Origin of the sequence: Schleiferilactobacillus shenzhenensis LY-73 (assembly GCF_000469325.1) — a bacterium.
GTDB classification, from domain to species: domain Bacteria; phylum Bacillota; class Bacilli; order Lactobacillales; family Lactobacillaceae; genus Schleiferilactobacillus; species Schleiferilactobacillus shenzhenensis.
Genome location: NZ_KI271589.1, coordinates 111031 through 131766 on the forward strand (window position 1 = coordinate 111031; position 20736 = coordinate 131766).

Annotated in this window: 14 protein-coding genes; 4 read left to right on the forward strand and 10 right to left on the reverse strand. The window is 54.2% G+C overall.

Going from position 1 to position 20736, the window contains the following annotated elements; all coding sequences use genetic code 11:
* Nucleotides 1-43: 43 nt before the first annotated feature.
* From L248_RS08015 to L248_RS08040, 6 genes are all read right to left on the reverse strand, one after another.
* Nucleotides 44-1678, reverse strand: coding sequence for a type 2 periplasmic-binding domain-containing protein (locus L248_RS08015; RefSeq protein ID WP_245585283.1), 1635 nt, complete (start codon nt 1676-1678; stop codon nt 44-46).
* Between the two features lie 41 nt (nt 1679-1719).
* On the reverse strand, nt 1720-2592 hold the full coding sequence (locus L248_RS08020) for a carbohydrate ABC transporter permease (RefSeq protein WP_040535685.1): 873 nt from the start codon (nt 2590-2592) through the stop codon (nt 1720-1722).
* Between the two features lie 73 nt (nt 2593-2665).
* The gene (locus tag L248_RS08025) at nt 2666-3574 is read right to left on the reverse strand and encodes an ABC transporter permease (RefSeq protein WP_245585284.1); all 909 of its coding nucleotides are present in this window, start codon (nt 3572-3574) and stop codon (nt 2666-2668) included.
* Between the two features lie 99 nt (nt 3575-3673).
* The gene (locus L248_RS08030) at nt 3674-4648 is read right to left on the reverse strand and encodes a LacI family DNA-binding transcriptional regulator (RefSeq protein ID WP_040535633.1); all 975 of its coding nucleotides are present in this window, start codon (nt 4646-4648) and stop codon (nt 3674-3676) included.
* Between the two features lie 301 nt (nt 4649-4949).
* Nucleotides 4950-5717: an SDR family NAD(P)-dependent oxidoreductase gene (locus tag L248_RS08035; RefSeq protein WP_022529667.1), complete on the reverse strand. Its 768-nt coding sequence runs from the start codon at nt 5715-5717 to the stop codon at nt 4950-4952.
* An 87-nt stretch (nt 5718-5804) separates the two neighbouring features.
* Complete coding sequence (locus L248_RS08040; RefSeq protein WP_022529668.1) at nt 5805-7223, reverse strand: MFS transporter; 1419 nt, start codon at nt 7221-7223, stop codon at nt 5805-5807.
* Nucleotides 7224-7516: 293 nt separating this feature from the next.
* On the opposite strand from L248_RS08040, the gene L248_RS08045 reads away from it, so the two are divergent.
* The 3 genes from L248_RS08045 to L248_RS08055 all read left to right on the forward strand — a co-directional run bounded on the left by L248_RS08045 (nt 7517) and on the right by L248_RS08055 (nt 13689).
* On the forward strand, nt 7517-9427 hold the full coding sequence (locus tag L248_RS08045; protein WP_040535639.1) for a M13-type metalloendopeptidase: 1911 nt from the start codon (nt 7517-7519) through the stop codon (nt 9425-9427).
* A gap of 201 nt (nt 9428-9628) precedes the next feature.
* Nucleotides 9629-12928 carry a MucBP domain-containing protein gene (locus L248_RS08050; RefSeq protein ID WP_196812008.1) on the forward strand — a complete coding sequence of 1100 codons (3300 nt, stop codon included), beginning with the start codon at nt 9629-9631 and terminating at the stop codon, nt 12926-12928.
* Between the two features lie 179 nt (nt 12929-13107).
* Nucleotides 13108-13689 (forward strand): SOS response-associated peptidase, encoded by a 582-nt coding sequence (locus L248_RS08055; protein ID WP_022529671.1) that lies wholly within the window; start codon nt 13108-13110, stop codon nt 13687-13689.
* A gap of 69 nt (nt 13690-13758) precedes the next feature.
* Here the strand turns inward: L248_RS08055 and L248_RS08060 are convergent, their stop codons facing one another.
* The 4 genes from L248_RS08060 to L248_RS08075 all read right to left on the reverse strand — a co-directional run bounded on the left by L248_RS08060 (nt 13759) and on the right by L248_RS08075 (nt 16721).
* Nucleotides 13759-14526, reverse strand: a complete 768-nt coding sequence (locus L248_RS08060; protein WP_022529672.1) for a Fic family protein — start codon at nt 14524-14526, stop codon at nt 13759-13761.
* Between the two features lie 161 nt (nt 14527-14687).
* Complete coding sequence (locus L248_RS08065) at nt 14688-14918, reverse strand: hypothetical protein (RefSeq protein ID WP_022529673.1); 231 nt, start codon at nt 14916-14918, stop codon at nt 14688-14690.
* A 368-nt stretch (nt 14919-15286) separates the two neighbouring features.
* Nucleotides 15287-15682, reverse strand: a complete 396-nt coding sequence (locus L248_RS08070; RefSeq protein WP_022529674.1) for an iron-sulfur cluster biosynthesis family protein — start codon at nt 15680-15682, stop codon at nt 15287-15289.
* 88 nt (nt 15683-15770) lie between these two features.
* Nucleotides 15771-16721, reverse strand: a complete 951-nt coding sequence (locus L248_RS08075) for a ketopantoate reductase family protein (RefSeq protein WP_040535646.1) — start codon at nt 16719-16721, stop codon at nt 15771-15773.
* A gap of 314 nt (nt 16722-17035) precedes the next feature.
* On the opposite strand from L248_RS08075, the gene L248_RS08080 reads away from it, so the two are divergent.
* Nucleotides 17036-20668 (forward strand): hypothetical protein, encoded by a 3633-nt coding sequence (locus tag L248_RS08080; RefSeq protein ID WP_022529677.1) that lies wholly within the window; start codon nt 17036-17038, stop codon nt 20666-20668.
* Nucleotides 20669-20736 lie beyond the last annotated feature (68 nt).

Genomic DNA, 20736 nt, shown 5'->3' on the forward strand with positions numbered 1-20736 from the left:
GAAAGAAAAAGGACCGTTCTCGGCCCTTCTTCTAGTATACAGCCTACTTCATATTCAGTTTCTTCATGTTGGCTTTGATATTCTTGTCCCGCGTTTGATTGATTTGGTCAATGCTGTTGGACTTCTCGAAATCCTTGTATTTCTTTACATTGGCATCAAACTCTGCCTTGGACTTTGCTCGAATGAGACTGACTAGTGTCGTGCTCCAATTGGTTTGAATGGCGGAGTACGCACGTGCTTCCTGGGTTCCCGGATCGGGTGCGATATTCTCTGTCTTGAATTGCGGTGTCAGGTACTTCTGACCCCACTTCTGCATTTGCCAAATGGCCTTAACATAGGAATCTTTGTTCAAGGCCTTGTAACGATCATGGCCAAACAGAATAAATTCGCCCATCCGGTACTGGTTCTGCCACTTATCTGGATCGTCCTGTTGTACCTTAGCGGCACTTGGTGTCCACTTGACCATACCATTACCAGCATCTTCATAAGTCTTCCCTTTGATGCCGTAGTTGACCAGCATCTGCCCACGATCGCTCAAGAGATACTCGAAGACCTGAATTGCCTTTGCCGGGTTCTTGGTCTTGTTAGAAATGTAGTTAATCATCCAACCAGAGATCCCTGCTTGAGACAACGTAGGTTTCCGGCCTTCAGTGCTCTGGATACCATCGACGGCCACATATTGGTCATCCGGATGCTTTGAAGCAAATGTTTGTAGGTTGATGCCGTGGTTAACATCGCTGCCCATCATGATCGTTGCGTATTTACCGACGTTGACTTTTTCGTTGAAGGCATTGGAATCGTCGGTAAAGCTATCATCACTGATATTACCAGCGGCATGGACTTCACGGAAAGCATTCAACCATTTCAGATAATCCGGGTCCATGTTCCGTGCATAGTATTTGTTGTCTTTGGTAACAATGGGCACACCCAGCATATCTTGAACAACGTTGTCCAGCGAACTATTGGCGCCAGAGAAGTCGTTGAAACCGAAGGGCGTGAGATTCGGGAATTTGGCTTTGATAGCTGCCATGGCTTTTACAAAGCCTTCTGGTGTTGTAAAGTCTTGCTTGCCGATGGCTGCTAAGACATCCTTCCGAACAATAAAGGCGTCGCGAGGCGGAACCTTCCCTGACTTGTAGTCGGCCTCAGTATTCGAGTAGTCCGGATAACCGTATGTTTTGCCATCTTTCATCTTGTACCAATTTAAGGTGTCTTGACGGGCGACCTTGAAGAAATAGGGATCGTACTTCGTCGCTAAATCTTGTAACGGGTACGCCCATTGGCTGGCGGTCCGTGCAACTTTAGAGTTCGGGTCAAGAATTGTTACAACATCCGGCAACTTACCAGAAGCAAAGTACGTGTTCAGCTTAGTATCGTCCCCAGTGACAAACTTGATATTAACGTTCAAGTCTTTCTTGATTTGCTTGGTGATCATGTCCTTGCCAAAGGACTTATTCCACCAGTCGGCATTGACATACCACGTTAACGTGTTGTTCTTGCTTTTATCCGCTTTCCAAGCCGGCGTGTTCTTTGAAACTTTATAGGACACTTTGGGCAATTTGTCGCTGGTGCTGGATGAATTGGAACTGGATGAGCCGCACCCCGCGGCGATCAACATTGTTGCAGCTGCCATGGCCGCAATCGCGCCAATGCGCGCCAACCGTTTGGTAATACTCACAATAAACATCTCCCTTAAACTTTTCCTTCAAAATAGACTGACTATTCCTTCACAGCGCCAAGCATTGTGCCGCTGACGAAGTACCGTTGAACGAATGGATAAAGAATCAAGATGGGTAGAATCGTAATCATGATGGTCGCGAGCTGCACCCCCCTTGATGTGGTATTGATGGCGACTTGGGCTTTCAACCCGGTTGTACTTGCGGCTTGGGCTTGCACGATGATGTCATACAAACGCATCTGTAACGGATAAAGGCCTTCGTTGGTGACGTAAAGCTTCGTTGTCATGAAGTCATTCCACTGCCAGACACCATTGAACAGTGCAATCGTCGCGAGCGCGGGCTTGGATAATGGTAAGATGATGCTCCAGAATACCCGAAAGTCACTGGCACCATCAATTTTTGCTGATTCTTCCAGCGAATCCGGCACTTGCCGGAAGAAGTTCATTAGGATAATGACGTCGTAGTAGCTGAACAAGGACGGGATAATATAGACCCAGAAAGTATTCAGCATCCCGAGTGACTTAATCAGCAGGTATGTTGGAATCATCCCACCCGAGAAAAACATCGTGATGATTCCCATTGTGGAATACAGCTTCCGCCCTCTCAGGCGGCGCTTACTCAACGGATATGCAACGATGGCGCAGAATAGCGTATGGGTAATGACCCCCACACCCGTTTTCGCCACTGAAATGAAGAAGGCGCGCCACAAGCCAGGATCGCGGAACACCGCTCGATAATTATCCAGCGATAATTGTTGAGGCCAGAAAATAAAGTTGCCATTACTTAGGGCCGTCGAAGAAGCAAAGGACGAAATAACAATGTTCCACAACGGTACGACGATAATCAGGGTAAATAGAGTAAGGATGACGATGTTCACGACATTGAACACTCGCGTTCCTTTGGTCTCTCGCACCTTGGTGCCGGTTTTACGCTTGCCACCAAATGGCGACTTTTGCGCTGTATTTAATTCCACTTAAGACACCTCCTCACAGGACCGATTGGTTGTCATTTAACTTCTTGGTGACCATGTTGGCAGCCACCAAGAGAATGACAGAAATGACTGAAACGCCCAAGCCGACGGCCGTTGCGTACGAAAAGTCGCCCTGGGTCAACCCTACTCGGTAAACGTATGAATTAATGACTTCAGCTCGAGGCTGGTTCTGGGAATTCATCAACACCAACGTTTGATCCAAGTTGGAGCCGAACAGCCCGGACACCGAAAGAATCAAGTTGAGAGAAATAATACTGCTGATTCCTGGCAACGTAATACTCCAAATTTGACGCAGCTTAGAGGCACCGTCCATCTCGGCTGCTTCATAGTATGTGGGATCAATACCGGCCATTGTGGCCAGGTACAAAATAGTGCCCCAACCGACTTCTTTCCAAACATCCGACCAGGCGGCAATATTCCAATACTTATTGGCATCCAGCATATAATTTGCATGAGACCCGATACCCAGCAAACCAAGGAACTGGTTGATCAAGCCGTTGGAAGACATCCAGTTAATCAACATACCACCAAGGATGATCCATGAAAGAAAGTGAGGCAGATACGTAATTGTCTGGACAATCTTCTTGAACGGCAACCAGTTGACCTCGTAAATCATGATGGCTAAGGCGATAGGCAAGAAGAACTCGATGGTGAGCTTAATTGCACTGATGCCCACCGTGTTCCAGACTGCCTGCCAGAAGTACTTGTCATTCATAATGGTCTGGAAATTCTGCCACCCATTCCACTTAGCACCAGCAATCGTGTCGGTCACAGAGTAACTTTTGAACGCAAGAGTCAACCCGTAAATGGGAATAAAATTGAATACGATCATGAAAATGACACCCGGCAGCATCATGGATTGCATTTGCCACTGCGAACGAAAATCAGCAAACCATGTTTTCATCCGACTGCTGACACTCCGTTTTCTCCCCGCAGGAATTGAATTCATTCTGGACACCCCTCTTTTGTGCTGACTAAAAACGTTTTTATTTTGGAAGAAAAATTATTGTTTGATTGCTGTTGAGTCTCGCACAATCATTTGCCCATCCAAGACAACCATCTGTCCCTTGGCATCTTCTGCAATCATACTTACTAACTGCTTTACAGTAATAACACCTTGTCTGCCAATTGGATTCCTGGTTGTTGTTAGGGATGGTTGGAAATAGCGAGCGATCTCAACATCATCAAAACCGATGACGCTAACGTCTTGAGGAACATTGATGCCGTTCTCTTTAAGTGCGCGCATGGCCCCAATTGCGGAAATATCGTTACCAGCCAGAATACCGTCCACGACATCTTCTGGGTGGAGGTTGATGAACCGACGCATCTCACTGTACGATGTCGGTTCTTCAAACAAACCAGGCAGAATAAGGGAGCGGTTGACCGGAATCCCGTACTTCTGTAAAGCATCTTCGTATCCCCGCTGTCGTTCGTTACTATCGAAGTTGTCCGGATACCCTGCAAGGTAAACAATTTTCCGCCTGCCCAGGCTGATGAGATACGCTGTTGCATCGAACGCTTCTTTGTACGAATTGAACGTAATACTGCTGATTTTGTCACCGGTCTTCGGTCGATCCAGGAAAACGGCAGGGATTCGATGGTGTTCGATCATCTTCGCGTCATTTTCAGTAATTCGGCTTTCAAACACAATCACACCGTCGACGACATTGCCGAACAGATAATTCTGGATGGTATCGTGGCGTTTCGTCACGAATACGTTCAATCCGTACCCGAGACTGTCAGCTGTGCGCGCAATGGACTCAATCAATGTGTAGAAGTACGGGCCAGAAACACTATTTGTAAAGAAACCTAGCATATTCGTCTGCCCTGACTTCAACTGCTTTCCAAGAAGGTTAGGCACATAGTTCAATTCTTTGGCGGCAGCGATGACTTTCATCTTCGTCTCTTGCTTCACCACATCGACACCATTCAGTGCTTTCGATACGGTTGCAATAGATACTCCCGCAGCTTTCGCCACATCTCGAATTGTCGGCTTCGTGTCCCACGCCCCCTTAAAAACGTTTTTACACTTTGTAGAATACCATCACTGTCCGTTGAATGCAACCGGTTACTTAATAGAAACATGTTCCTTTCTATGTATCATCACCATCTAACATATCAGTATTTTACTAAACTTTTTTACTTAATGTCATGGAATTGGTGACCCAAACAATGTTAATATCCCGGATACCGCCCGTTGGAGGTAAAAACGTTTTTACTAAACCCAACAAAAACAACAGCACCCCTCTCTCGAGAAGTGCTGTCTCTCCTACCCAAATTTACAGAGCCGTCCACCCGCCATCAGCCACCAGCACCGATCCATTCACGAACTTGGCCTCATCCGACACCAAGTACAATGCCGCGTCGGCCATGTCCTCGCCAGAGCCCTGCGGTGACTCAAAGCCGCCGGACGCTTGCAGTGCTTTTTGGCCCACTGGATCAGGATCCGTGATGGTCGCCCCAATATTGGTGACGACAGAACCAGGGGCTAAGACATTGGCCCGGACCTTGCCCTTAACACCGTAAGTGGCCGCAATGTTTCGGGTCAGGCCAATAACAGCGTGCTTCGAAGTGACATACGCCGCCCCGCCGCGGCCGCCGAAGAAGCCGCCGACGGAACTGATATTCAGGATCACCCCGCCGTTTTCTTGGGCTTCCATGATCGGCACGGCTTCCCGGCAGGACCAAAACGGTGCATAGAGGTTGATTTTGAGTACTTTGTCCCAGGATTCATCCGTTGCTGACACGACCGTCTTGAAGTTGTCTACGATACCGGCATTATTGACAAGGATGTCCAAGTGGCCGAATTCTGTCTCAGCTCGGTGCACCAGGGCCTTCACGGCAGCTTCGTCGCTGACGTCGGTAACATCGCCGACCGCTTTGCCGCCGGCAGCGGTGATGGCATCGACCGTGGCTTGAACACCGGCTTCGTCCCGGTCACTGACCAGGACCTGGGCCCCTTCCTGAGCAAAGCGCAAGGCCATGGCCTTCCCCATCCCATTGCCGGACCCCGTAATGATTGCTGTTTTACCTGCTAAACGCGCCATATTGAATCGTCTCCTTTTCAAGTGATTAGAATCACAATCTACAATTCTATTATACCGAGTTGGAGACAGGCTTGGCTAGCAGAATGCTTAAGCGGTTTCAGAGCGGCGGCGATACAGCAGCAGACCGCCAATCAGCAGCACGGCGGTGCCAATCAACGCCACCGCCCACCAGTAGCTGAAGTGCATGGCGTTCACGAACCAGTCTGGGTGTGCATGGGGATAGGCTATCACCCGGGTGCCTGCTTGCCGGGACATGCCCCAATACAGCAGCGAAGTCGCCAGCGACAGTCCCAAGGCCATCCCGATATTTCTCCCTAAGGCGGCCATTGCCCCGGCGATGCCCTGGTACTCCGGACCAGCCCCGCCCATGATCATCGGGTTGTTCTGGAAGGCGCCGTTGGCCACCCCGAACATGGCCAGACCGACGATCAGCCACCCCAGCGGTGTTGTCGGGCTGGCCCAGAGGAACAGTCCGAGGGGAATGAAGAAAATAAACAAGGCGTAGAACGATACCTTCTCCGCCCCGATGTGGTCGCTGATGATCCCACCGGTGGGGGCGCTGACCATATTCAACAGCGGCACCGCCATCAAGATCACGCCAGCGGTGGCCGACGAGAGCGCCAGTGTTTCTTGCAGGTAAAAGGGCATGATCACATTGTTAAAGTAGCCGACCATATAAACCAGCATCGCCGAGATAATGCCCAGCGTGAATCCTGGCGAGCGGAAGATGCCCAGAGCAATGAGCGGGCTGGCCACCCGTCGTTCAATCACAATAAACGCGACGAGCAGAGCGGCGGCCAGGGCAAAGAGCACCAGCACGCCCGGATGCGTGAAGCCGGCCGCCTGCCCCCAGTAGATGGCAATGAAGAAACTGACGATGGTCAGGGCAAAAGTACCATATCCCGGCCAGTCCACCTGGATGGCGGACCAATTGACCGGATCGTGGGGATAGATCCGGTAACCGACGAAGAACGCGATGATGCCGATGGGCACGTTAATGAAGAAAATCCAGTGCCAGCTGGCGACCGCGAGAATTAAACCGCCGATGCCCGGCCCGGCAATATTGCCAATTTGGACAAACGTGCTGTTCAACCCCAGCGCCCGGCCGTGTTCGTTCATCGGAAAGGCTTCCGTGATGATGCCAAAGTTGGCGGACATCACCATGGCGGCGCCTAATGCTTGGAACAGGCGGGCGCCGAGCAGCAGCGGCAAGCTCCCGCTCAAGCCGCAGGCCAATGACCCGGCAACAAAGACCAGCGTACCTGTTTGAAATACCGGGATGCGGCCAATCTGATCGGCGAGCCGGCCAAAGAAAATCAGCAGCGCGCAAATCGCCACCAGGTACACCGACACCACCCATTCAGCTTGGTTCATTGGTACCCCCAATTCCCGCGAGATATGGGGAATGGCAATATTGACCACGCTGGCGTCCAGCGTCGACATGAACGACACCATTGAGGTCGCAAATAACATGATCCAGCGGGACCGCTGTTCCACGTGAAACACTCCTTTACTTGACTTTGATTAGAAAATGGCTGAGCGCCGCAAGAAATCTTGTTGGGAACGGATTGGTGGCCGGGGCAATCTGCCCGTTGCCCCTCCCTGCCACCGAGCGGGCTGAACAAAGTCTAAGGACCGTACCGTCAAAACCAAACTGCGGGTTATTCGGCTGTCCGGGCACTTAGCCCGGATAGCCCATCTGCTCAGCGTCGTCTTCTCCTCGCTATCATTTTTCACTCATCTAGGCTATGATAGCCCTACACCATATTTCTACATTGTACAACGAAAGGAGTTTCATCATGGCAGAAGAACAAGTACCCCGTGTGCAAGACGATCTCTACGGGCATGTCAACGGCGCCTGGCAGCGAACCGCCACCATTGATCCGGACCGGGTCTCCGCCGGAGTCAGTACCGACTTGGACAAACTGGTCGAAAAGGAATTACTCGCCGATTTAAAGGATGCGTTGGCGAAGGCCCCGGACAAACCCAAGGATAACTTCCAAAAGGCCGCTGTTCTCTTTGGCAAGGCCCTGGATTTCGACCAGCGTGACCGGGAAGGCATGGGACCGATTCAGCCCCGGCTTTCTAAAATCCAGAGCATCAAGACCCTGGCCGACTTCAATCAGAACCTGCCGTACCTGATCCAGAAGGGGTATAACCTGCCCTTCGTCCCTTACGTCGGTACCAACATGCACGATGCCACCCGCTACCAGGTCATGTTCAGCTCGCCGGAGACGATCCTCCCGGATGTAACGATGTACGCCGACCCCACCCAGAAGCAGCAGCTGCTGCCGGTGTGGGAGAAGATGGCCCGTCTGCTTCTGGCCCAGTCGCCGCTGAGTCCCGCCGACCAGGAGACTTACGTTCAAGACGCCCTCACCTTCGACAGCCGCATCGCCGCCCACCACATGAACCACGAAGAGGCGGCCGTGGACGACAACTTCGATAATCCGGTGGCGTGGGACATTGCCTTGACGAAGTTTGCCGGCGTGGCCATTGGCGCCGGCATCCAGCCGCTCCTGCCGAGTATGCCGAAGACCGTCAACATTCTGGACCTGAAGTACTTCAATCACTTTTCTGACACCTTCAACGCCGACACCTTCTGGGAATGGCAGCACTGGGCTTACGTCAATGAGCTGACCGACCACGCCCAGTACCTGAGCCGTGACCTGCGCAAGATCGGCACGATGTACCAGCAGGCACTGACCGGACAGCAGGAATTGACCCCGCCGGAGCGCTTCGCATACAACGTGGCCAACCATTACTTCGATGAACCCATCGGCGTGTTCTACGGGAAGAAATACTTCGGTCCCCAAGCCAAGGCGGATGTCACTCACATGGTCGAAGACCTGATCGCCACCTACAAGCAGCAGATCCACGCTAACACGTGGCTGTCCGATTCCACCAAGGCGATGGCCGTGAAGAAATTGGACACCATGGTCATCAAGATGGGCTATCCTGAGAAGGCGCGGCCGCTGTATGACCGGATCAGTATCGACAAGGAGACGCCGCTAGCCACGACGCTGGATACCATTGCGGAGGTCAGCCAGCAGTACCGCTTCGCTCGGCTGAACAATCCGGTGGACCGCAGCGAATGGAATATGCCCGCTCAGCTAGTCAACGCCTCATATGATCCGTCCGCTAACGATATCACCTTCCCGGCGGCTATCCTGCAGGCACCCTTCTACGATGTCAACGCCAGCCGGGCGGCCAACCTGGGCGGGGCCGGCGCCACCATTGGCCACGAGATCAGCCACGCCTTCGACAACAACGGGGCGATGTATGACGAACACGGGAACAAGAAGAACTGGTGGCAACCCGCCGACTTTGCTGCCTTCAAGAAGTACACGGCGGCCATGATTGCCCAGTTTGACGGTATTCCTTACGCCGGCGGTAAGATCAACGGCAAACTGGTCGTCAGCGAGAACATCGCCGACAACGCCGGCTTGAACGCCGCCCTCCAGATTCTCCACGCCGAGGACGCGCCCCAGAGCGACTTCCAAGAATACTTCATTAACTACGCCCGGACTTGGCGCACCAAGATTCGTCCGGAATTCGAGCGGGTCATCTTGAAGACCGATGTCCACGCCCCGGCACTGCTCCGGACTAATGTGCCGGTGCCGAACTTCCCGGAATGGTATGCCGCGTTCGGTGTGAAGCCGAGCGACCGGATGTTCCGGCCGGCGGATAAACGCGTTGTGATTTGGTAAGTACCATGAATTGAGTGAGAAAGACAGGCCCTGCCCCCATCAGCGGTATTATTGCTGGCTGGGGACAGGGCCTGTTTATTACATCCGACATTTTTGGTCTATCTTAGACATTTTTCCAAATATGCAAACTATTCTGTCCCACCGATGATACAATGGAATGGCATAAGTGTATGGCAACATCATGGGAGTGGGGGATATCAAATGTCGAAGCCATCGTTGACGCGGACGCGGGAGTTCGCGGTCAGGGTCAGTGTTTTGTTCGGTCTGATGCTATTATTGGGAATTGGTTTGACTAAATTGCCCGTCACAGTAGAAGCAGACACTGATGCTGACGCAAGTGCTTCAGCAATTTCTGAGAGCAGCAGCGCGGCCGCCCTTTCTGGAAGCAGAACGAACGCAGCAGCCGCTTCTGAGAGTAATCCCAGTGTGGTCCCCGCCTCGGCAAATACGCAAACCGACACCACGTCCCCGATTGCCAAGGCAATGCTGGGGGCAACACTGCCGGCCATCACGGAGAAGGCCAGCCAAACACAGGCGGCCGCGGCGGATGCGGACGATACTGCCGCAAGTACCACCCCGCTCTGGGTGGCGCAAGCGGTTGTGGGGACGCCGTATACACCCTTGGAATTCATGAATTTGCCGATGGACAAGCAGTTAGCGTTGATCAAAGCAGCCAATCCGGATATTCCGGCGGCGAACGTCACGCAAACCGAATCGATGGGTAAGTATACGCCGCCCACAGCGGCCGCGGCACCTGCGCCGCAGACCAATCAATCGTCTACGGCCCAGATCTTGCGCAGCCAGCAACGGCTGTTAGCTGATGGGACAGCAGTGTTTGATATCGGCATCCAACCCACATCTGCTGGCGTCGCTGTTCAGCAAATTGATTTGTATACATATCCGACGGGTTGGTCAAGTGCCCTGAGCAGTTTAGTTCCTGGAGATTTTACGGTCACTTTGCCGGCCGGCCTCAGCGCAGACGATTTCAAGTTAGCGGTGCTTCAACAGGGCAGTTCGACGTACCTCCAAGCGACCCTGTCGGCTACGGCTATGAAGATGGCCCAATCGGCAAGCGGGTGTCCAGTGAAGCTGGTCACCACTGGCCCCGCCGGCAACAATCAATTACCGGCAGTTACGTTCAATCTGGATTTATGGCAGCCGTCCATTCAACGCGCTTATGGCAAACTTGACCTGGGTCAGAATCTACAGATGCAATACATGTTCAATTCGTATTTCCCGTGGGACGGCAAGGAAACAGCCAACACGCTGATTAATCCAGACGCCGCCGACCCAAACCAGAACAGACGAGAGAATTTTGGGACATCAAACCAGCAGAGCATTGATATCCCGAACATGAACGTGGTGAACCTGGGAAAAAACGTCCGCATGATGGGCCAATTCCGGGATCGCGGAGTCGCGTCTAATTCCACCTTCTTCATCGACGGCGGTTGGGATGAATATCAGAGCCAGGGCGGCGGCGATAATGCCAGCCCGGGATCTTTCGGCTCGTGGCACTCTTCTCCCCTGTTGATCGGCATGGACGGCGGTGCAGCCCAAACGTTAACGGGCAGCCTGTTTGACGGCAGTTACAGCCCCAATTATGCGTTTGACGACACCCGCCACATTCAGATGTACCCTGATCCCAACGAACCAATCGATGACATCAAAACGGTTCATTTGGATTATATGGGGTATATTACCGATGCAGCTAAAATCCAGGCGTTGAGCCCGTCTGTAGCCGCGTCCGTTTCTGAGCTCATCTTTAAGGTCCAGTGCACACTGCAGCCGAGTCCAGAAAGCAACCAGATGCAAATGTCTGAAACGGTCACCAATATGACCCCTGGTGTGGATTTGACGGGGATGTACTTTGTCCGTAATGTCGACACTTCCCTCGCGCAAAAGACAAATGATACCACACCGCTGCTTTACTCCACGGCAGGCACCAGCAATTACAACGATAACATTCCTATTCGCTATGCCCCCATTGCCCAAGAAGGTCCTTTGAAGGGCTATACCGAAGGGCTGTACATTCGACCAGAGGGAGACAACCCCGACGTTCCCTATGCCATCGAGTATAATTTTAATAACGATTATGGCCCGGACGGTTGGTTCGGCGGGCACGATGTCCCTTGGGGAAGAGCTGTAGGAGCCCAAGACCCTACGTCAGCTCAACTCACAGGAACCAGCGTGGCCTATAATGGGGCCAAAACACGGTATAAGTCCTTCGCCAATACAAAGGCCAATGGTGATGCGAAGAATCCTGCGAATACCCCCGGATCATCCGCTTCTGGCGTCAACGGCGATACCGGGATTGCCATGAAGTGGTCAAGCAATTACGTTGGCAATTTCGGCTACGGCAAGTCCGTCAGGATGGTGTATAACGGCAAGGTGACAGACTCTGCCGCACCGTACATCACGGTGGATAAACACACCATGACAGTAAATCCAACGGATACGGGTGATGTGCCGGTGACCGGCCAAGCGATGGACACGGACAGTGATGCCATGCAAATCTTTTACACGGTCGATGACCCTGTTGATGTTTCCCAAGATATCGCCACCTTGAGAGGACAGGGCACGCAGTTTGCCTCAGTCTCGTATACCCAGGCAGGTAAGCCGAAGGGCGATTGGCTGCCCTTCACCGGCACAATTTCGAAAACCGAGGCCAAGGCCAACTGGGATAAGCTGCACACCGACGGCGAACATACAATTCGCGTGTACGCCTTTGACGTGCCGACGGGGAACCAAACGGCCCACGTTTCTAACTTGGAAACGATTCGCGTCAATCCCCGGGCTAAGGCCGTACTGCATTTCGTCGACGAAAACGAAGATGCTATTCACGATCCCGTGACCAAGAATGGCATCAGCGGAAAAGCCTATGATTTCTGGGACTTCGATGCAAAGAGCGTGTTGGCAACGGCAGCCACCGATCTCACTGGCCAGCCACCCGCCAACCTCGGTGACGGCCCGTACTACACATTGAATACGACGGTCAAACCCGCTAACGCCACTGGTGTATTGCCGGATGACAACGGCACGGTGAACATCTACTTCACATACAAAAAGACTGACTTGCAACTGACGGTACCTAAATTGGACTTTGGCAATCAACCGCTCCCGGGCGCAACGGCCAAGAGTTATTCAAATACCCTGGCCAATACATTCACGGTGAGCGATACCCGGTCCGCCAAATCCGCCGCGCTGACGCTCAATGCGGCGTTGACTGGATTCGCCAATGGGACTGGACAGGACGCTGCTCTCCTGAATGGCGCCAGCATTAAGTTCATCCGTAACAAGTCAGGTGTGGATGTGCCTTGCGGGACGAGTGCAACGGCCAGCGGTACGAATACGGACATTGCCTCCGGATTAGCCGGGACGACCAATCCGTACGATGTGAATTTCGATGACATTCAATTAATTCTGCCGAGTGCCACTGCCAGCACGGCCAAGTTGGGGTCATACAATGCAACACTCACGTACACATTGAGCGACGGGCTGTAATCGCACCGCGTCGGTTCACTCACGCTTGTCAGAGAAATCATCTGGCAAGTGTTTTTGTCGCCCGCGATGCAAAGTTCCATTGCCCGGTGGTCCCCCAGGTCTCTTCCCGGCTTGGCTTCGCCGTTTTTCTCATTTTCAAAGACTATAATAGAAGTGGAGCAAGAAAGGAGACTTTCTGAATGTGCGGTAGATTCTATATCGACGTACGCCGGAACAAGCGGCTGCGCGAAATGGCGGATCAACTGGCAGCTCACGATATGCCAGTGAAAACGGGTGAGGTGTTTCCCAGTGACCACACGGCGCTGATCGTGCCCCATGACGGCAAGATGGCATTAGGCAGTGTCGTCTGGGGCTTCCCTGGCTTCAAGCCCAAGCAGCTGATCATCAACGCCCGCGCTGAGTCGGTGATGGTCAAGGAAATGTTCAAGGCCCCATTCACCCGCGAGCGGTGTGTCTTCCCGATGTCTGGATTCTTCGAGTGGACCAAGGATAAGGAAAAGAATTACTTCACCGATCCCGAGGGTCATGTTCTGCTGGTGGCGGGCTTTCTCGCCCACTTCCCCGAGGGTACCCGGTCAATCATCATGACCACCAAGCCCAACGCGACCGTGGCTAAGGTCCACGACCGGATGCCGTTGCTGATTCCCCACAAAGATCTGAAGAAATGGCTCTTCGACACCAACTATGCGGTGAACCGGCTGACTGAAGAAATGGCCGACTTAAACAGCACCACGGACGACCCTGACGCCGTACTCAGTTAATAATCGTTTTGTTTACTTAGGAAAAAGCACCCGTCGCCAAGCAGCTTGTATGCTGCCCAGCAACGGGTGTTATTCTTTGTCACCAAATTGGTGTTTAACGTGAATGCCCCGAGGTCGGTGGACAGTGGTATCCGTGATGGGCTGCTGCAACAATCGGTGTCTTTCTGCCGGGCTCGGCAGCAGCGTCAGCATCCTAGCCAGGACACTGGCTTCCTCGTCTTCGTCTGCGGCAACATAATAACGCAGGAGGAGGACCATAAATTCCACTCGGTCCAAGTCTTTCGCCGGAAGAATCAGGTAATCGTGCCGAGCCAACCCACCGTATGCTGCGTTAGCCGCAATCAAAGCCGTCCGCTTATTGCCGTCCTGGAACGGCTGAAGTTTGGCGATGGCAGCGAAGATTCGCCAGGCATCGCTCTCGCGCTGGGGAGAGTGCTGATAACGGGTCACGATGCGGTCCAGGTCTGCCCAAGTCACGACCGTCGGCGGATAATAAGCATCGGTGCCCTTCGCATTGACCAGGATGGCGACCCGGTCGTAGGGATCACTGCGGGCATCGCGAAGATGCCCCGGCCGGCGGGGTTCTTCGTCCGAAGGGGAAGAAAACTGACGGTTGACGGCGATGATTCCGGCAGTACTGAAACCCGTCTCGTCAATGGCCGCCAAACCATTCAACGCATCGGTGAAAATCGCCGTGTCCGCATTATCTTGGCGCAGCGGCGCCGTCGTATGCTGGTCCAACGCCTGTTTCGTCTGGTAGGCCGAACTGCCGTAATCATTTAATGACCCCAGCGAGACGATAAAATGGGCTAGCGCTGTATTGTCGATATCCGCCATGCCGAGCCCCCTCTTTTCTTCATCAATGCACGTTTCTCCGCTCCTACTATTTCGTATATCTTTGCGTCTGTCAAGATTGCAGAAGGTGTTAGCGCTTTCTAAAGTGCGAAGAAAAAGAGCCGTCAACGGCTCCGCCTAGCCAGTCAAACGTACACGTATTGTTAAGGCCGGTCAAGGGTGCTGTTTTTATTCTTTTTAATCTCGGATCGTGTTTTTCGAATCCATTCATTCGCGTCAGGTCGACTCAGGTGCATCATTTCCATGATGTGAACGGTGATTTCTTCTTCGGTCATTGGTTTGATGACAATATACGGTTCATCCCGCATGCCAACCGGTACTGGTGCTTCCTCTTGTATCTTTTTGGCCTCGGCGGCAGTAAACGTCTTACTCATAGCCATCACCTCTCAGTTCAAATCCGTATTCAAGGGCCAATGCCTGCATCGTCTGTCTGAGCGCAGACATTGGGGTAAGACCCACTTTCACGAGCGTATTTACTCGGCGATCAATCGTCAGGTCTGAAGGAATTTCATCTTTGGCAGCTGTATAACTTACCGCATCTCCATTGTGTGCAATGATTAATTCAAAGTCAACTTATTGCCGTTTCGGGACTTATTATGATATTTGGGGCAGCGCTAGAATGCACTTTTTAGAAACTTATTCAAAAGGACTCCGCCAATTACCAGCTTGTTGGCAGAACAAAAAACGCCGGCCGCAATGGCCGACGACACAATATTGTTAGTTAGATCCGGTCAAATTGTACTTAGCACGTCGCACCCGCAGCAAAAATCCCCTGCTTGAACGCGGCCAAAACATCCGCGCCCTTGGCAATCAGCACGCCGCCATCCAGCAGTCCGGTGTCATCGCGCAAGCTGATGCTGTAGTGCTGGTAATCCATCGTCAGGCCCTGGCCCAGGAAAGTCAGGTCATACTGTGAAGTAAACAGCGGTACGCCGGCGTTGTTCGTCAGGGGAATGCTGTAATCCGGGTCCGGCTGGTCGAGGATGATCAGTGTGAACTTCGTGCCGATGCTGCAAGCGCCGCCTTGCAGCGAGTACTTGCCGCCGCCGTCATCAGTGATGAGCAATAATGTCTTGCCAGCGAACCGCGGTCCCGCCAGGAGCTTGGCCATCGGGTCTGTGATGTTGATTTCTGTCATATCTACCGCCTCCAACTTAATTGTACGCTATTCGTCAACGCGTGAAGAAAGCCGCGGTGACTGGCCTCGGCTTTCTTCTGTATGCTGATTACGCTGTGACCGCTTCGCGTGAATGCAGTGTCTTCAGCTTCTCCTGACCGTGGATCAGGGCCGTCAAGGTGGCGTTCACCGGTGTGGGAATGTTCTCCCGCGCGCCCACCTTCGCGATATAGCCGTTGAGAAAGTCGATCTCGGTCTTGCGGCCCTTGGCCATGTCCTGGTGCATGGACGGATAATGCAGACCGTTCTTATCGTCGGGGAACTGGGCAATAATCAGCTGCTTGGCGCCGGCAGCATCGAAGTGCACGTGCTGGTTGGCGGCAATCGCCGCAAACTCGCCGAGGACCCCGTCGATCATCGCATCGTGGTCCGGCAGCTGGCCAAACTCGCCGATGTTGCAGTCAAGAATCGTGCAATACGTATTCAAGACGGAGTTCAATGCCGCCTTACGCCAAATTGCCGCCAAAACATCGTGGGACGCGGTAGGCTTCAAACCGGCGTCCGTCAGTACTTGGACGACCTGCTTGAAGAACGGCGCTTCATTGCTGCCGAGGGCTTCCAGCGTCACGCTGCCATCACCCTTCATCGTGATCTCGCCGGGACCGTTCAATGCGGCGGACCAAACCGTCACACCAGCAATGATCTGTTCCTTGGGGACAAAGCGGCTGATAGTCTCGATGTTGCCGATGCCGTTGCCTAGCTCCAAGATATGCGTTTGAGGCGTAATCACCGGCTTGAGCGCCGTCAGCATGTCCGCGATGCCCATCGCTTTAGTGAACAGCACAATCAGGTCGAAGGTCCCCGGCACGTTCTGAGGCAGATAAGCAGGCACGTGGACCCGCTGGTCACCATTATCGGTGTGGACCAAGAGCCCGTGCTGATTGATGGCTTGGACATGGTCCGCCCACAAGTCAATGAACGTGACTGGATTATCCGTCTGGGCCAGCATCGTCCCGAACCGGCCGCCCATGGCACCAGCGCCTGCAATCGCAATTTTCACGATAATCGATCTCCTTTTCAATTTGGCTTCCACCATCATTCTAGCACGTTGCCCTGCAGCGCGTGGGTGGCTCCACAGTAAAGAAAATGAATACCAATCTGGTGAGTTCCCACAACACCTGCCTGGCTGAAGTAATTGGACGCTTTTCAAATGTCATTTTCACAATGTCCATCATCGACAAATTTTTCTTGCCGAAACTACAAATATATACCGTACCAATATTGATACAATAACGTTAGTAGTGGGAATCAGCGCATATCCGCACCGCTTGCGCAGCCGCTCTTTCTAGACTTTGCCTTAGGGAGGACGACCGTATGTTAATTCAACACCGAATTTTCAGAAAACTATGTCAGTGGGTCATTCTGGGCCCAATATTTTGGGGACTGCTCATCTTGACCTTCGCTGGCCGCGCCCACGGGGCGACCATCGGGAGTGTACTGGACAATACAGGGGCCACCGCCCCCGGCGATATGTATCAGATCCCCGGCTTAGACCGAGCCCGCCAGCGGGGTGAAGGGTCGTATGTCAAGACCGGTGTCGGCACGGGAAGCCCGCTTACCACCGGCAACGCGGCCGATTGGGAAGGTAAGAAAGCCGCCTCGCCGACGATTATCACCTTCCCGGACAAATTGAACACCAACGATACCGGGGATCCCAATCCCTGGTTCAGCGTCAACTACGTGGATCACAACGGCTTCATCGACTTCAAAGACTTGACTCAAGCCAATAATTTCTACCAGCACGGCGAATCCAATTACAACGCCAGCAACATCAAGAGCCTGATGACCACCGGCTACCCCGGCAGCCAAACGACCCGGGGCCCCGTCTTAAAGGACGGGGCCTCGTTTGACGGCGGCTTTTTGCAAGTCACCGGGAACGTACCCATCAAAGCTCAGATTGCCGGCTCCCAGACCAGTGTCGACGCCACGATGGCCGGCAACTGGGGCGTCATGGTGCGGGTCACCCTGCCGGAGGGCATCGACGCCAAGTCCCTGGGCGGGGCCATCGACTGGGGCCAGTCCTATTTCTATCTCACCCTGCAGTCCATCAGCTTCTGGGGCATCCAGATTGGGCAGCTGAACTTCCCGTTGCAGTTCGACCATCATGTCTACCTGGATCCAGATGTGAAGAAAACCAACGTGTTCTACCTCAAAGTGAAGGGGATCCCGTTTGGTTACGATGTGTCGGCGAACAAGACGACGGCAAAGATGCAGCTCCAGCGGGGCACGGCCGACTACTTGGATTACCTGCACAACCGTTATATCGAGGGCGGTCAGGCCAAGACGCTGGACAACCTCACCGCTTCCGGCGACACCGATACCACGGGCAGCGGCACGAATATTCAGCCGCAGTTCATTGCTCAAAGCGGCGGTAAAGATACCGTCTGGGATCCTTTTTACGGACTGGTCAACCAATATCTGGAGGGGATTCCCCTCTTAGGCCCGTTCATGGCCTGGATCACCAGCTGGTTTTCTTCCAGCCCGGTCTACTTGACCGGTAACGTGGGGCGCACCGTAGCCTTGCTCAATGCGGCCTACCACTCGGCAGACCGCGGGCTCACCTCGAATTCCGGTTGGCTCTGGCGAGCATGGCAAAATACGGTGGTCTCGCCCATCATTGCCAACATCTCGCAATACTTCGTGACCAATGGGTTCACTGGAACCGCCCATATCAATTTCTCTTTCGATATGAGCAAGTATGCCGGGGACGTGAACCAAGACTTCCAGGCCATCACCGCCGGCCGGCTGATGCCCGCCCCTTATCCCGACGGCCAGTTCAACAAGGGTACCGGGCTGGGCACCGCTGCTGAGGGCGACCCGAACCGCCAGGCGATCGGTATCAAGCTCTACGGCAGCAATACCCTCGTCGATCCCTACGACGTGCTGGCTGGCAAGGACCGTACCGCGCCCAACGCCGACTTGCTCGCCCAGATGAAGGCCGGTACATCGCCGATGGATTACGCCGTCATCGACCAGGCCAAGCTGGAGACCAGTAACCAGGACGACGCCCGGGATTTTCCGGTCTACAGCAACTTTTCTACCTGGACCGCCTTCGTCAGCCCCTTCGACAACAGTCCACAGAAAGATACCCTCAATTCCAGCGGCGATCCGCTGGGGAGCGATATGCGGGCCCGGACTGCGCGGCCGGATAGTTACAGTGACGGTATCCTGGTCAACGACGGCAGCGACTTCAGCGTGGATCAGGACTACGACCCGGCGGCGAGCGGACCGCTCACGAAATCCGCGACGGACGACACACTGACGGCGGCGGGGGCCATCGTTCCCCAGCGATACGCCCAAGTCTACCAGTATTACGATTACAGCGGGGCGACGCCGGTGGCCAAGCCCACGCGCATGTTCACCACGGCCAGCAACACGCTGTGGGTCAGAGCCAATCAAGACCGGAATGCCGCCGCGGGGTACACCGGGCAGGTCACCCAGGGCTTCCCCAATAACCAGTGGGTCTACACTGGTAAGTACAACAACTTGGCCATGGCCGGCGCGACGCTGGGTCTCGCTCAGGATCTGCGGCCGGAGCTGAACGACAGTGGCAGCCGCACCTTCATTCAGCCTCGCACAGCGGCGATGAATGGCAATACGGTGCGGTCGACACTGGGCACTTGGCGGGATCGGCTGACGGTGAACCTGGATAGCTTGACGGTTCGGACCTATCGGCTGGGCAGCGATACCGTCCTGGGCATGACGATGACAGATCGGCTCTTCCCCAGCGGGACGGCCGAAAATCTGGATCTTCACTGGGGCGACTCGCTGGGGTACGCCATCACCGGTCCGCTGCCCTATGGTCCAGTCACCGCCGCGCTGCAGCTGCCGCCGGCCGGCAGTGCCGCCACTGACAACGGCTTCTACGGCACGGTCCAAATCAAGCGGAATAAAGACGTGCCCATCAATTTGCAGACTGCTGCCAACGCAGCGAACCCGCTGAAACTGGCGGCCGCTGCCCCAGACTTGGTGCGCAACTCGGATTTTCTTATCCTCTTCCGGGACGATACGACCGCCGATTGGTCGGCCGCACACCGCTTCACCACGACCGCCAGCGATACCGTGTTCTTCTTCCAAGACAGTGACCGCGCGCCGGTGAGCGGCACCGTCAAGAATAACGGGACTGCCAGCCAACAGACGTTCCAGATCATGCTGCCGCGGGTGCCGGGCACGACACTCTCATCCCTCACCGTCCAGACACCCACGGGGAGCGCTGTGCCCGCCGCCAATATCACGCCGCTCACCACCAACACCGCGCTGGATAAGTATTACCAGCGCTACCAAGTGCAGATGCCCAGTGCCATTACCCAGGGCCAGACATTCACGTTCGGCTATACTTACGCGCCCAACGATCTGACCCAGATGCCTAGCAGTACCACCTTGCGCACGGTGGTCAGCAACGCCGATGGTACGGTCCTGGCTGAAACAGGGGCGCTATACTTGAAGCGAATGAGCACCTTGGCCATCCTGCAAACGCCGACGCTGGATTTCGGCCGGCACGTCATGCCCAGGGAGACGACCACGTACGGCCTGACTGAAGCGAGCCAGCAAGCCGCCCAACTGGTCATCCAAGACAACGCCCAGGCTACCGGTCAGACGGCGCTGAGCTGGACCGTCGATGGATTCCTCTCGCCCTTCACCGCCGCCAGCGGCGAAGAGCGGAACGACTTCACGTTGGCGCTGGGCCAAGGGGTCATGCCGGCGGATTACGAATATCCCACCGATGCGGATTGGCGGGCCGCGGTGACGGCCAACCACACGGCGGCGCCCTTGCCGGCCAACCAGCAGACCGCCCGCTTGTTCACCATGAACACGCTGTTGGAGCCGAACACGAACGCCGCGCCGCTGATCATCGGCTACCCCAACGCCCGCCTGACCGTTCCAGCAGTGACCAAGAATGGTGAGTACTCGGCAACGCTGACTTACACGGTGAATATGGGCCTTTGAGGACATTTTAGAAAGCAGAAAAGCGGGAAGAAATTAGTGGCATGCTTCCCTTTCTCCGAACTAAACAG

Excerpts from the sequence above, each read along its gene's own strand:
- L248_RS08025 (WP_245585284.1), bottom strand. The coding sequence starts at position 3,574 with ATGAAAACATGGTTTGCTGATTTTCGTTCGCAGTGGCAAATGCAATCC.
- L248_RS08035 (WP_022529667.1), bottom strand. The coding sequence starts at position 5,717 with ATGGCGCGTTTAGCAGGTAAAACAGCAATCATTACGGGGTCCGGCAAT.
- L248_RS08045 (WP_040535639.1), top strand. The coding sequence starts at position 7,517 with ATGGCAGAAGAACAAGTACCCCGTGTGCAAGACGATCTCTACGGGCAT.
- L248_RS08050 (WP_196812008.1), top strand. The coding sequence starts at position 9,629 with ATGTCGAAGCCATCGTTGACGCGGACGCGGGAGTTCGCGGTCAGGGTC.
- L248_RS08055 (WP_022529671.1), top strand. The coding sequence starts at position 13,108 with ATGTGCGGTAGATTCTATATCGACGTACGCCGGAACAAGCGGCTGCGC.
- L248_RS08060 (WP_022529672.1), bottom strand. The coding sequence starts at position 14,526 with ATGGCGGATATCGACAATACAGCGCTAGCCCATTTTATCGTCTCGCTG.
- L248_RS08065 (WP_022529673.1), bottom strand. The coding sequence starts at position 14,918 with ATGAGTAAGACGTTTACTGCCGCCGAGGCCAAAAAGATACAAGAGGAA.
- L248_RS08070 (WP_022529674.1), bottom strand. The coding sequence starts at position 15,682 with ATGACAGAAATCAACATCACAGACCCGATGGCCAAGCTCCTGGCGGGA.
- L248_RS08080 (WP_022529677.1), top strand. The coding sequence starts at position 17,036 with ATGTTAATTCAACACCGAATTTTCAGAAAACTATGTCAGTGGGTCATT.